This window comes from Planomicrobium stackebrandtii, from assembly GCF_030814955.1.
GTDB classification, from domain to species: domain Bacteria; phylum Bacillota; class Bacilli; order Bacillales_A; family Planococcaceae; genus Planococcus; species Planococcus stackebrandtii.
Window position 1 is genome coordinate 25,346 of sequence record NZ_JAUSWB010000004.1, and the last position, 12,761, is coordinate 38,106.

12 protein-coding genes are annotated in these 12,761 nt (G+C 47.0%); 9 read left to right on the top strand and 3 right to left on the bottom strand.

Going from position 1 to position 12,761, the window contains the following annotated elements; genetic code table 11:
* The first annotated feature begins 29 nt into the window (after positions 1 to 29).
* Genes QOZ98_RS08080 through QOZ98_RS08090 form a run of 3 tightly spaced genes read left to right on the top strand, consistent with a single transcriptional unit; the run spans position 30 to position 3,453 of the window.
* Positions 30 to 491: a tripartite tricarboxylate transporter TctB family protein gene (locus QOZ98_RS08080; protein WP_308786972.1), complete on the top strand. Its 462-nt coding sequence runs from the start codon at positions 30 to 32 to the stop codon at positions 489 to 491.
* A 10-nt stretch (positions 492 to 501) separates the two neighbouring features.
* Positions 502 to 2,031 (top strand): tripartite tricarboxylate transporter permease, encoded by a 1,530-nt coding sequence (locus tag QOZ98_RS08085; RefSeq protein WP_308786973.1) that lies wholly within the window; start codon positions 502 to 504, stop codon positions 2,029 to 2,031.
* Between the two features lie 30 nt (positions 2,032 to 2,061).
* A complete protein-coding gene (locus tag QOZ98_RS08090) occupies positions 2,062 to 3,453 on the top strand; it encodes an SLC13 family permease (RefSeq protein ID WP_308786974.1) in 1,392 nt (463 codons plus the stop codon).
* Between the two features lie 309 nt (positions 3,454 to 3,762).
* On the opposite strand, the gene QOZ98_RS08095 is transcribed toward QOZ98_RS08090, so the two are convergent.
* On the bottom strand, positions 3,763 to 4,614 hold the full coding sequence (locus QOZ98_RS08095; protein WP_308786975.1) for a CPBP family intramembrane glutamic endopeptidase: 852 nt from the start codon (positions 4,612 to 4,614) through the stop codon (positions 3,763 to 3,765).
* Between the two features lie 33 nt (positions 4,615 to 4,647).
* Entirely contained in the window at positions 4,648 to 5,739 is a 1,092-nt protein-coding gene (locus QOZ98_RS08100) for a ketopantoate reductase family protein (RefSeq protein WP_308786976.1), read from the bottom strand.
* A 464-nt stretch (positions 5,740 to 6,203) separates the two neighbouring features.
* On the opposite strand from QOZ98_RS08100, the gene QOZ98_RS08105 reads away from it, so the two are divergent.
* Positions 6,204 to 7,757, top strand: a complete 1,554-nt coding sequence (locus QOZ98_RS08105) for an S-layer homology domain-containing protein (RefSeq protein WP_308786977.1) — start codon at positions 6,204 to 6,206, stop codon at positions 7,755 to 7,757.
* Positions 7,758 to 7,996: 239 nt separating this feature from the next.
* Here QOZ98_RS08105 and QOZ98_RS08110 read toward each other — a convergent pair whose 3' ends face one another.
* Positions 7,997 to 9,370 carry an LA2681 family HEPN domain-containing protein gene (locus QOZ98_RS08110; protein WP_308786978.1) on the bottom strand — a complete coding sequence of 458 codons (1,374 nt, stop codon included), beginning with the start codon at positions 9,368 to 9,370 and terminating at the stop codon, positions 7,997 to 7,999.
* 202 nt (positions 9,371 to 9,572) lie between these two features.
* Here QOZ98_RS08110 and QOZ98_RS08115 point away from each other — a divergent pair, with 202 nt between their 5' ends.
* From QOZ98_RS08115 to QOZ98_RS18920, 5 genes are all read left to right on the top strand, one after another.
* The gene (locus QOZ98_RS08115; RefSeq protein ID WP_308786979.1) at positions 9,573 to 10,634 is read left to right on the top strand and encodes an S-layer homology domain-containing protein; all 1,062 of its coding nucleotides are present in this window, start codon (positions 9,573 to 9,575) and stop codon (positions 10,632 to 10,634) included.
* Positions 10,635 to 10,665: 31 nt separating this feature from the next.
* Positions 10,666 to 11,736, top strand: a complete 1,071-nt coding sequence (locus QOZ98_RS08120) for an S-layer homology domain-containing protein (protein ID WP_308786980.1) — start codon at positions 10,666 to 10,668, stop codon at positions 11,734 to 11,736.
* A 173-nt stretch (positions 11,737 to 11,909) separates the two neighbouring features.
* Positions 11,910 to 12,209, top strand: a complete 300-nt coding sequence (locus QOZ98_RS08125; protein ID WP_308786981.1) for a type II toxin-antitoxin system RelB/DinJ family antitoxin — start codon at positions 11,910 to 11,912, stop codon at positions 12,207 to 12,209.
* On the top strand, positions 12,203 to 12,493 hold the full coding sequence (locus QOZ98_RS08130) for a type II toxin-antitoxin system RelE/ParE family toxin (RefSeq protein ID WP_308786982.1): 291 nt from the start codon (positions 12,203 to 12,205) through the stop codon (positions 12,491 to 12,493). Before QOZ98_RS08125 ends, QOZ98_RS08130 begins: the two co-directional genes overlap by 7 nt.
* Positions 12,494 to 12,595: 102 nt before the next feature.
* Positions 12,596 to 12,685 (top strand): SEC-C metal-binding domain-containing protein, encoded by a 90-nt coding sequence (locus QOZ98_RS18920; RefSeq protein WP_407676705.1) that lies wholly within the window; start codon positions 12,596 to 12,598, stop codon positions 12,683 to 12,685.
* Positions 12,686 to 12,761 lie beyond the last annotated feature (76 nt).

Consider the following 12,761-nt stretch of genomic DNA (forward strand, 5'->3'; position numbering starts at 1 on the left):
TTTACCTCTTTGAGAAAGGGGGCTGTTTCGTGAATAAAAATTTTGACCGCTATGCTGGAGTCTTATTTCTTGCTGTTGCTGCTTTTTTTATCATTGAAAGCCAAAAAATCAATACCGCATCGTATGGAAGTTCCGTGGGTCCAAACATTTTCCCTCTTGGAATAGGAATTCTTTTGGGTATCTTGAGTCTTCGGCTTATCTATGAAACCTTTAACTACCAAAAAGATGAGATGGAAAAAGAAAAATTGAATTATAAAAGGTTTGGCATTATTTTAGGATCAGCCGTTCTGTACTGTCTGTTCCTCGAGGATGTGGGTTATGCGATTACGACATTCCTGTTTTTGGTAATCGGGTTCCAAGCGATGAAAAGAGGGAAGCTCCTGGCTTCCATTGCTATTTCTGCATCCTTTTCATTAGGCGTTTTTTATATTTTTGATAAATTACTCAATGTCCCTCTCCCATCATCTTCTAGTTGGCTGGGCATACTGTAGGAGGTCATTTATGAATACTTTCGATTTTTTGATGCAAGGTTTTGCCGTAGCGTTTCAATGGCAAAATATCCTTTTTGCTTTTGCTGGTGTGCTGATCGGAACAGCTGTCGGTGTATTGCCAGGCATAGGGCCAATGAATGGAGTGGCTTTACTTTTACCGGTCACTGCCTCACTCACAGCAGGACTTAGCCCGGAAAATGCTGCAGCAAGCGCGTTGATTTTATTGGCCGGTATATACTATGGTGCCATGTATGGCGGATCTACTACATCAATCCTACTGAATACACCGGGAGAGTCGGCATCCGTAATGACGACTTTGGACGGTTATCAGATGGCTAAAAACGGCAGAGCGGGAGCAGCGTTGGCTATTTCGGCAATTGGTTCTTTTGTGGCTGGTATTGTCGCATTGTTTGGTTTGATTCTGCTGGCAAAACCTTTATCGCTGATTGCGATTCGCTTCGGTCCGGCAGAATATTTTGCGCTTATGGTTCTTGGTCTGCTTGCGGTTAGCGGGCTTGTTGGAAAATCGATGACCAAAGCACTGATGATGATGATGTTAGGACTTGCTTTAGGAACTGTCGGAATAGATGCTGTTTCGGGATCAGCCCGGTTTACTTTCGATATTCCGGTTTTGTACTCAGGGTTGGCATTCTTGACGATTGCAGTTGGACTTTTTGCTCTAGGGGAAGTATTTAAGACCACCTTAGAAAAGGATTCAACAGATGCGCCGATTGCAAAAATCACTCGGGTTATGCCGACAAAGCAGGATATGAAAGATTCTGCTTTCCCTATCGCCAGATCTTCCGTTCTTGGTTTCTTCATTGGGGTTTTGCCTGGAGCAGGGGCTACGATCGCTTCGTCATTTTCCTATGTCATGGAGAAGAAAATCAGTAAAAATCCTGAGAAGTTTGGAAAAGGTGCAATTGAAGGGGTGGCAGCACCTGAAACAGCCAATAACGCTGCGGCCGGTGGAGCGCTGATTCCTCTTCTTACACTCGGTATTCCGGGTTCCGGAACAACAGCTATTATGATGGGTGCTTTTATCATGTATAACATCCAACCTGGCCCACTGTTGTTCCAAAATCATCCCAATGTAGTATGGGGATTAATCGCCAGTATGTTTGTCGGCAACTTGATGCTGCTGGTTTTGAATATGCCATTGGTGAAAGTCTTTGCAAAACTCATCGATACACCGGTCAAGTATTTGATGCCGCTGATCATCGCTTTTTCAGTCTTTGGCGTCTACGCTGTTCAATTTACTACCTTTGATTTGATGCTATTGCTGGTTGCTGGCGTGTTTGGCTATTTTCTATCCAAAAATGATTTTCCATTGCCGCCATTGGTGTTGGCGCTTGTTTTGGGACCGATGCTGGAAAACAACTTGATGAGAGCATTAACTCTTTCCAACGGAGACTATATGATTTTCTTTGAGAAACCGTTGGCAGCAATATTCTTAGTAATTGCCGGCTTATGGCTTGCAGTGCCTTTATTCTTGAAAAACAAAAGCAATAAGATTAAGAAGGCTTTGGTTGAAAACTAATATGCCATCCTTCTTTAGGAAGTGATCAAGGTGCATCAAACCGTATTCGCATCTTTGAATATTGTAGCGATTTTGCTGTTTTCCTACTTGGTTCCTGAACCACATTCAAAAATGTTGATCATTTTAGTTTTTGCGCTTACTGGCTGGAGCATGAAACTGCTGCCATCGGCTGTAGTTTCACTTACCATCATTGTTTTAATCCCGATTATGGGATTGGGAACATTTGAAGATAGTTTATCAGGATTCAGTAAGCCTTTTGTTTGGCTGCTTGTGTCAGCATTTGTATTCGCGGCAGCCATGGAGAAAACGGGGATAGGCAAACGGATTGCTTTCAACCTGCTCTATTTTGCGAAAGGCAGTACAAAGCGAACTGTTCCTTTTCTGTTTTTGGTCTTGATTATATTAGGTTTTTTCATCCCTACTGCTGCGGGGCGCACTTCTACAATTATTCCGGTTTGCGTGGGAATGATACAAGTGATCAAAGACAAGCAGCAAGCGGTAAATTTCGCGAAAACCATCATGATTGGTGCCACTTTTACATCTGGCTTTATCTGCTGGGCACTTCTGACGGGTTCGAATTCCTCCATATATGCGGTGGCGGCCATTCAGGCAACAATTGGCTATAAATGGAACTATATCTATTGGTTCATATGCAGCTTTCCGATTATGCTGGTAGTTGTTGGGTGCTTGTGGCTTGTACTGAAAAAACTTTTTCCGATAGATACGGAAGTTGTGCCAAAAGACGATAGCTTCATCAAAAACGAATTGGCAGCACTCGGTAAAATGACATCAGCTGAGTGGAGGATTATGATTTTGGGAATCCTTATTCTGGCCAGTTGGACAACAGAACCTTATCATGGGCTGTCGGTGCCATTAACCGCATTAATTGGTTCTATTATCACTTGTCTTCCGGGAATTGGCGTTCAAAAATGGAAAGAAGTTTCTCCAGTAATTTCATGGGATGCAATCATCCTTTTCGGTGCGGGATATGCAATTGCCGATACGATTCAAAGAAACGGGACGGCAACGTGGATCGCTTTGAAAATAACAGAATTTATTCCAACTGCCAGTCCATTTGGGGCAGCTCTTTTTATCTTGATTTTAGTTTTGTTTATGCGGTTAGGATTTGCTGAAATGCTGGCGATTACCGCAACAATTTTGCCCATTACCATCAGTCTGGCAGAAATCTGGGGGATTAATCCCCTGTGGCTTGCCCAGGTAATGCTGATCGCCTGTTCATTCGGATTGTTTTTTCCTTTTCAGTCCACTTCTAATCTCCTTACCTTTAGTTATGGTTATTACACGGAGAAAAACTTATTTCACACAGGGATATTGCTGGCGCCGATGGTGATTGTTGTTGTTTTGATTAGCGCATTGTATTATTGGCCGCTCGTTGGTTTGAATTCTGTTTTGCCAAAGTAAAAGAGTAGTTCCAAAATGCAGGTTCTAGCAATAAACGCCTCCAATATTCTTGGCTCAACAGGAGGGTACAAAAAAGCAACTACATAACAAAAGTTGAAGTGCATTAAGATGGCTAAAGTCATCGACTTCTCACCAGGATACTCGAACGAACTCATTATGAGAAGCAACGACTTGAGAGAGTAAATCCGTATTGCTGATACAACCGATGAACACGGAATTTTGTTAATAGGTTCAAACAGTAGTGACAGAAAGCCCATTCCATAAATTGGAATGGGCTTTCTTTAGCTTTCTTGGCGGTCTTAGTTTCCATCATCCTGTTTGCGTACTCAAAGTCTCTTTCCCATACTTCTTCACCAAGTAATTCGCCAACAGCCAAGCCCCGATCGCCACCGCAATCGGAGTCAGCATCGGCACGGGTGAGGCAGCGAGCAAATAAGCGGATACCGTGTTGGCCCAGGCATGCAAAACGACGCACAGCCAGACTTTCCGGGTGCTGTTGTAAAGCCAGCCGATGACATAGGCCTGCGGAATGGTCAGCATCGTAAATCCGGCGAGGGTGAGCAGGATTACTAACGTTCCTTGCGGATAGTTCATGTACACGATCACAGGGTAATGCCAAATGCTCCATAAGACACCGACGCGAAAGCAGGCTTTTTCAGCGGTCATTCGGGTTTGCAGCAGGGGCTGCAAATATCCCCGCCAGCCAAATTCTTCGACTCCGCTCGTCAAACACTGGAACAAGAAAAAGACAGGGAAGAACCACAAAGGCAGCACCGGCCAGTTGAAATCCATGGCGAATCCCATGGCGATCCATGTCACCAGCAGCGCGGCTGAGAACAGGATGATGGGGTATAAGAAGATAAACAGCAACCACCGGCCGATGTTTGGCTGATGAGTATCCTGCACGTTCTGCTTCTTCAGAAGGCCAGCTGCCAAAAACATTCCGAACAGCGGACCATACGCTGCAGCAGTGAAAAGCAGGAACACCAAAAATTGCTGGAAGGTTTTAACGCCTCCTGTCAACACCTCGTAAAAGCCTTCATTATACAGAATATCCACACCCGTCAGTTGGGAATATGCCATGGTTCCGATCCAGAAACTCCAGGAAAACAAAATCGCGCCACTATAATAAACCAACGTTTTTTTTGCTACGCTGTCCATCTTGATCCCTTCATTTCATCAGTTGTTTTCCCTTTAGCAGCAATCCTCACAATCGCAGTTGCTACGCTTTTTCACCAGCACGGCAATGCCGGCAACCGCTGCAATACCAATCGCAGCACCGTAAATAGCTCCCCACCGAAGCGGAATCTCTTTCGAACCGAAAGGCAAAGGTTGTTTGCGGCCGTATGTGTAGGCTGTCAGCTGGTCGACCGTCGGCGTCGGTAGATTGCCTTGTCGAATCAATGCATAAAATTCATCGGTCAAATACTCGACTTCGTCTTCCGCATTTCTCAAATGGCCCAGCACGTTTTCAAAAGTCGGGCTTTTGGCCATTTTGCCGAGAATGGAAACAAAAATCGGTTCCGGAATCCGGTCCATAAGCTGGATGCCTGGAGGCGTTAAGGTGACCCCTGCATCTTCGGTTGCCAGCAGCGCTTCATGAAGTGCACGCTTTAACAGCACGTGCGCGTCCCGGGTTGCTGCGAAATGTTCCTGGTCTGTGTTGCAGGCGTACACTGCCGGAGCCAATGTCGGGATGAGCAGCGCGACATGGGTCTTCAGCCAGTCGTCGATGTCTTTGCGGACTTCCACCCGGTAGCCGCGCATCGACCCGAGAATTTTCATCACTTCCAAAGTTCTGCGTGTGACATGTCCGTCCACTTCGCCAATTGGCAGCATCATTGGTTTTTTCGCTTCCACCGGCATCATGTGCATGACGTGTCCTTTTTTAAAACCGCCAGGCTGTGGAAAGCCGGCCATCACCCGTTCTTTGCCAACGGCGTCAATAAACGGCTGCTGCCCCGCTGCATTGTTCATCATGAACAGGAAGGTCGGCACGTTTTTATTGGCGGTGAGTGCAGGCAGAATGTCAGCCACCTGATTTTTGCGCATCGGCACAATGACCAAGTCGTAGAAGTCCAGAGGGTCCAGGCTGTCGACAACGGGAAGGTGGGTCACCGTTTGCTTGCCGGTTTCCGTATTTTCTGTGACCACGCCGTATTTTTTGAGTTCCTGCTGCCGCTCTCCGTGGTCGAGCAGGAAAACCGAGTGGCCGGCTTCTGCAAGGCGTTCGGCAAACAAGCTGCCGAATGGGCCGACGCCATAGATCAAGATTTTCTTTTTCATGATTCTCGCTCCTCTTTTCTCATAGAATGGATGTTCTAAAGATATGTAAAGGTGGAATAATCATATTCGTAGTATTTATTTGATATATTATAGCATTTTTTAGTAGTTTAAAGAGTTGTTGAACCTTGAATATCGTAAAATAAATTTGAATATTTAGATAACTTAATTTAAAATAAAAGTAGTTCTTTTAATCTAATTATTTTTGTATTTATTTAACTGAATCCAACTTACTTGGGTTAATTGAACTACTTTTAAGGGACTTCATTCAAATAATGGCTCTCATTCTTGGAAATGGAGCAGAAGGGGAAATGGAGGGATGAAAAAAATAAAGCTGTTGTTTGTGCTGCTGGTTGCTGTTGCCATCGGTCTATTGATCTTCTGGCTGCTGGTAGGCGAAAGCGGTTTGTGAGGATCCATGGGCATGAGTTGTGCGCAAGGCGAAGATAACAAGGGGAGGGAAAGGGATGCTGAAAAAAGTCAGTGCCTTATGCACAGCGGCGGCGTTGTTCGCAATGCTGCTTCCGGCACCGCAGCCGGTTTCCGCTGCGACGTTCGGGGACGTGAAGAATTTTAAGGAAGAGATTCAGTATTTAACGGATTTGAAAATCATCAACGGCTATCCGGGCGGAACGTACAGGCCGGAGCAGCCGATTTTGCGTGTGCAGGCGGTCATGATGATCATGCGCGAAAAGGGGCTGAAGACCGAGGACATTCCAGATCCAGGCTTTAGCGATATCAAAAAAGGTGACCCGGGCTATGAAGATGTAGCCGCTGCGACGTATTACGGGTTGATCGAAGGGAAAGGGAACAATCGGTTTGATCCAAAGGGCGAGATGACGCGCGGTGAAATGTCAAAAGTGCTGGCGTTGGCCTATGAACTTGGCGGCATGTATCCGGCCGGGTTTAGCGATGTAACGGAGCGACAATGGATGTATCCGTTTGTCTCTTCACTGGCAGCCCATAACGTCACCAACGGTTATCCCGATGGCACGTTCCGTTCGCAAGTGACCATCAACCGGGAACAGTTTGCCGCATTTATGGCGCGGATTTTGAATCCTGAATTTAAGCCGTATGCGTCGGACAAAGCCGACTCGTTCTTGGGAGACGCGCTTGACATTGAGATGCTGGACATCGTCAAAAATCCGGAGCAGCCAATTTTTTACATACTGGACGGATTGACCAATAGTTTGGTGTCTTATAATTACGAGACTTTTGAAATGGATAGCACCGCGCTGCCATACCGCGCCGAAAGCCTGGCTTACGCCAAAGGCAAAGTCTATGTGACGCAGCACAAGATGAATCATGAATACTGGACGGGTGACGTCAAAGAAAAAGGTGCATATGCCATTTTTGATGCCGATTCGTTGGAGATGGTCAAACTGTGGCATTTGGAAATGGATCCATACGATATCGAAGCCAACAATGAAGGGCAGGTGTTCATTTCCGGAGGATCTAATCAGCATACCGACTTATTGAGCCTTGATTCGAAAACAGGAGCGATCTTGTCAAAGCAAATGCTCTACATGCAAGCGAAGATTTCTTTGACGCCGAACCAGAAAAACTTGCTGGTCATCTCAACGCAGATTAGTCCGCGGAACCTATCGACGTTCCCGATTGTGGACGGCTTGCTGCAGGCTGAAATTCGTTCGCCTTACCACGGGGATTACGATATGACGCCTGACCTCAGTGTAACGCCGGACGGCAAATACATTTTGAACGGATTCGGCAGCATGTTCAGCGCCAATACGATGAGCTACCTTGGAACGCTCGACCGGTCGTTTTCTTCATCCGCAGTGGATGTGGCTTCCCGCGAGCTGCACACCGCCTTTGAAACCAACCTGATCCAGAGCTACCATTATCCAGATCTCATCAGCAAGGACCAGCTCGTCACTTACGGCAATATCCACAAGCTGTTTTACGATGAGCAAGCAGACAAATTGATCGCCTTGACGACGGTCCGATTCGGACAGACGACGTATCCGTATTTGGGGATTGAAACGATTGATATGGGGGATTGAATAGGGATCGGCAGAAGAGTGGGTTCTTCTGCTGGTTTTTTTGTTTGGGAAGCGGGAGTTTTCGTGTTGAAATGGCGAACACCCGGGTTGGGGGAGCGAACACCTGGGTTTACCGGGTGAACACCCGGGTTGAAAAAGCGAACACCCGGGTTCACCCAGTAAACACCCGGGTTAAAGAAAATCCCCCCCAACAAAAAGGCATCCCAGAAAACCTCCTGGGATGCCTTTTCCATTCTCTTCTATTTCTTCTCCATCCCAATCGCAAACCCCAAATACATCATCGCGTTGCGCGCTTTGAAGATATTGGACATGGCCATGCGTTCGAGCTCAATCTGCGTCATTTGATGCTTGCGCAGGTCGCCGGTTTTGGCGATTTCGTCTTGCTTGGTGATGACTTGGACAAAGCTGCGTTCCATCTGGTCGCGCAGGAGCAGCGAGCGGACGGTGGCAAGGTTCTGTGTTTTGGATTGTTCGTAGCCGAAGAGTTCTTTGGAATGCCAGAACAAGGCTTTCAGCGCGCCGTTTTTGGTGTCGCGGATAAATGGCTTGAGCGGGTTTTTCGGCTGCTCGTCTTCAAACCAGATGCGCTGCATGCCGGCTCGCGGATCTTTCATGTCGAGCTGGTAGTAATGCCCGACAAACTGGGCTGTTTTCGTAAACAGCGAGAACGACTGGCGGTAAACGGTTTTCAAGCGCTCGTTGCGCTCCGGGCTCGGCTCCTGCTCTAATGCTTCATAGAGGTTCCAGCGCAGCGCGGTGAATTCAGTAATCATCGAGTCCATGAAGGTTTCGAGGAAGACGCCGCGTTCTTTGTCATTGGCGTCATTATGGCGATAGCTCAGCGTATCGGTTTTCATCGTGCCAACCGGATCGATTTCGTTGTCATCGTTCAGCAGGAGGTGATGCTTGGCGCACCAGTCGCGGTACTCGCGCTCGCGGCCATCGAAAAAGTTCGGCTTGTAGCTGCCGGTGACGTCGACCGGTCCGATATCCTCCAGCATTTTCACGGCAAGCTTCAGGCGGTCTTCATATAAGGCGCGGCCATTCGTGTTGCTGATTTTATCCACGCCTTGTCGAATCAAATCCCGCGACAGGTGGAGCGCTTCGGCTTTTTGTTCTTTGTCGCGCAGGAAAGTGGAGTAGAACAACAATCCCCAGCCGCGTTCGGCATCTTTGCGCTCGTAGGATGGATCGTTTTCCGCTTCGGTCATTTGTTCCAATACATCCAGCCCATCGAGCGAGCGGCCGACGTAGATCAATGCTTCTGCGTAGTTCAGGCAGATTTGATTCCAGATGGTTGCCGGCACTTTCGTGCGGAACTGGGCATACAAACTTTCAAACAAGAACAACTGGCGCTGCTTCATCGGGCTGTTCCATTCTTTTTGCAGCTGGTGCATGATGCCCATTTGGCTCGTTTCCAATAAAATAGCGAGTGGATAAGAAGTTTGGCCTTTCAGGCGTTTTTTCAAATGGTCGATTATGTCATTAAGCTTTTCGGGTGCGGTGCGGGTTTTCTGAAACTGCTGCAGCAAGTGCTGTGCAGCCTGGTATACTTCCTTCAAATCAAATTGCCCGTAATCGTCTGATTGGGCAATATCTTCTAATGTCGACATCGGGTTTCCTCCTTGTGTGGGTGCTTCTCTTCTTATTGTAACGAACTGTCCGGAAGGGGTCACCCTTTTTAATGTGTGCGTGCCAGGCACGCAAACAATTCACTTTTTTATTTTTTTGAATATTTAATAAATATTTGATGTAACCATAACTTTCAGCTGTTAAAATAGAGGCAAGAAGTAAGATAACGGAGGAGTGACGATCGTGAAAAAGCTGATGGGTGTGCTTGTCGTGCTGCTGTCGTTGATGCTGGTCCTGCCTGTTGCTGCTGCCGCGCCGGATTTGCCGGAAAATCATCCGTTTTATGAAGAAATTACGTATTTAATGGAGAAAGGAGTCATTACAGGCTACCCCGATGGCACTGTCCGTCCAAATCAGGAAGTGACGCGTGCCGAGGCGGCGGTGATGATCGGGCGACTAAAAGACTTGGATGGCACAAAACGAGCCACGCCGTTTCGTGATGTGCCGGCTGGGCATTATGCCAGCGGCTATGTTGCAGAAGCGGCTGAAGCGGGTTACCTCAAAGGATACGGAGACGGCACCTACCGTCCAAACGCACCGATTATCCGTGGGGACATGGCGCTGATCGTGGAGCGGGTCTTTGATCTCGCCTTCACGTTCAACGTGTCGTTCACAGATGTGCCGCAAAACGCTTATTACACCAGCGCCATTAGCAAGATCCTGGCGGCAAACATCACTATCGGCTATCCGGACAACACGTTCCGGCCGCGCCAAGCTGTGACGCGCGGACAGTTTTCGGCTTTCCTTGCGCGTGCGCTGGAGCCGGAGTTTAAAAATGATGCGGTCATCGCCCGTTCCTACCAAAAAGACAAAACCAAAGCTTACACGTACCGCATGTCGGATGGCACAACAGCCGTTCACCGGTTTGAGGATGTTCCGGACCGTGGCGGGCTGACCTTCGGATTCATGTGGACGGTGGAAGTGGACGGCGATCGCTATGAATACCTGGAGCTTGAAAATCATCAGCTCTTTGCATTCGGCTACCCGTATTCGGAGTATGACGTGGCGCTTGTTTACCCGGTACGAGTCGGCAAGACTTTTAATACCGGACTGGGCGATGAAGTCATGATCAGCACCATCACCGGCGTCAATAAAACCGTCAACACGCCGTATAAAACTTTCACGAATGCGACTGAAGTAACAACGCAAGACGGCTTCAAATATTACATGGTGGAAGGTTTTTCAACGGTCAAATCAGTTAATTTGCAAGGAGTTGTGGAAAGCGAGTTAATAAGGGTCGAATAAAGGGTATCGGTTGGAGTGAAGGAGTGTTGATATGAAAAAAACAGTTAAGACTATGATGATTGTATTGTCCTTATTCCTGATTTTCCCTAGCGTGAACACAGCGCAAGCTGACTCGGATTTGCAGGAAAGCCATCCGTTTTATGAAGAGATCATGTACTTGATGGACAAGGGTGTCGTAACCGGCTATCCGGATGGCAGCATCCGTCCAGATCGCGTGGTGACGCGTGCCGAGGCTGCAGTGATGATCGGACGGGTCAAAGATTTGGATGAAACGAAAAGAGAGACGCCATTCAGTGACGTGCCGGCTGGGCATTACGCCAGCGGTTCGATCGCAGAAGCGGCTGAAGCCGGGTATATTATCGGCTACAAAGACGGCACGTATCGCCCGAATCAACCCGTTTCGCGCGGCGACATGGCGTTGATTATCCAGCGTGTCTTTGATTTGAATTTCATCTATTTCCATGACATCAAAGACGTACCGGACGAGGCTTATTATTACGACGCCATCACTCGATTAATTGCGGCGAACATCGCCATCGGCTATCCCGACAGCACGTTCCGTCCAAAAGTGGAAGTGACGCGTGCTCAGTTCTCTGCATTCCTGGCCCGTGCATTGGAACCTGAATTCAAGAACGATGCGTCCATTGCCGACTCGTACAAGCGGGATAAAACGAAAACTTACACGTACCTCCAAAATGGCAGAGGAGAAAGCGTGGACCGCTTTGTAAAAGTGCCGGGAACTGACGGCGGAGAAGAGCAATTTGTCTGGGAAACCCAAATCGGGGAAGAACGCTACCCGGAACTCGAATACGAAACCTATGAGGAATTTGCCATTGGCTATCCGTATTCAGATCACAATGCGCATTTGGTTTATCCAGTGGAACTCGGAAAATCCTTTATTGCCGGCTATAATCCGGATGCAATCTACTACACGATCACTGGCGTCAACAAAACCGTTGAAACCGAATATCAAACATTCACCAACGCAGTCGAAATCAGCACTCCAGACGGCGGAAAGTATTATATGGTTGAAGGCTACGCGGTCGTGAAGTGGATCGAAGCGGATGGAACGGTTTATTCGGAGTTGAAGAGTGTGGAATAATGGTGCCAGTCAACCGCACAATTTAAAAGGCCGCTTAAGAGTTTTCCTCTTAAGCGGCCTTTTAATGAATTAGTGCCAGGCACTCACACAATTTGCGTCTTGTAGTGCTGATGTATGTACAATGTCTATACAAAATATTATAATTAGTTAAATGCAGAGAGGGAGTGATACGTATGGCTACTAAAGCAAAAAAAGCTATTGTCCAAGTTCGTGTCGATGAAGATGTAAAAGTACAAGCGATGAAAGTGTTAAATGACCTCGGTATGGATACCAGCACTGCCGTCAATATATTCCTAAGACAAGTTATTGCTGAAAATGGGTTGCCATTTCAACCCACTAAAGCTCGCTTTAATGAACAGACAATGAAAGCTATAGAAGAATCCGATGAAATGGTTAAGAGTGAAGCGGTAAACCGCAACAAGTCAGTGGATGATCTTTTCGATGAAGTTCTTGTAGATACAGAACAATGTTAACAGTGGATATGCCTTCTCAATTCAGAAAAGATCTGAAACGGCTGAAAAGACGTAATTATGATTTAGAGAAGTTAAGAACCGCAATGAAAATAATTGAAGAAGAAATCGAGCTTCCAGAAGAAGTCTATCGTGCTCATAAATTACAGCCCACTAGAGAGTATCGGGAATGCTGGGAATGTCATATTAGCGGGCGTAATAGTGACTGGCTTTTGATTTATAAATTCTATCCAGCAGAAAATTTATTGGTTTTCATCAGAACAGGTACACATGCCGATCTGTTTTAAATTAAAGGGATTAGTCTCCTATCAACGCACAGCTGATTTTTAATCGTGTTTAGTTCCGATCGTAAAACGCAGTGGATTCTACTGCTTACCCGGGAACTGCTGATGCCGTTGCCGGCTGTCCCATATAACTTGGAAGGCGCCAGCGATAAAGTCGGCCGCAATGATCCATGTCTATGCGGTAGCGGGCAGTAATATAAAAATGCTGCGGGGCTTGAGTTAAGTTTAGCAAAAAAACTGTATAAGAAAGAAGTTGAAACCGGTCTACTTC

Bases quoted from the DNA above. Each gene is read 5' to 3' on its own strand.
- QOZ98_RS08085 (WP_308786973.1), top strand. From the start codon at position 502: ATGAATACTTTCGATTTTTTGATGCAAGGTTTTGCCGTAGCGTTTCAA.
- QOZ98_RS08095 (WP_308786975.1), bottom strand. From the start codon at position 4,614: ATGGACAGCGTAGCAAAAAAAACGTTGGTTTATTATAGTGGCGCGATT.
- QOZ98_RS08100 (WP_308786976.1), bottom strand. From the start codon at position 5,739: ATGAAAAAGAAAATCTTGATCTATGGCGTCGGCCCATTCGGCAGCTTG.
- QOZ98_RS08105 (WP_308786977.1), top strand. From the start codon at position 6,204: ATGCTGAAAAAAGTCAGTGCCTTATGCACAGCGGCGGCGTTGTTCGCA.
- QOZ98_RS08110 (WP_308786978.1), bottom strand. From the start codon at position 9,370: ATGTCGACATTAGAAGATATTGCCCAATCAGACGATTACGGGCAATTT.
- QOZ98_RS08120 (WP_308786980.1), top strand. From the start codon at position 10,666: ATGAAAAAAACAGTTAAGACTATGATGATTGTATTGTCCTTATTCCTG.
- QOZ98_RS08125 (WP_308786981.1), top strand. From the start codon at position 11,910: ATGGCTACTAAAGCAAAAAAAGCTATTGTCCAAGTTCGTGTCGATGAA.
- QOZ98_RS08130 (WP_308786982.1), top strand. From the start codon at position 12,203: ATGTTAACAGTGGATATGCCTTCTCAATTCAGAAAAGATCTGAAACGG.
- QOZ98_RS18920 (WP_407676705.1), top strand. From the start codon at position 12,596: ATGCCGTTGCCGGCTGTCCCATATAACTTGGAAGGCGCCAGCGATAAA.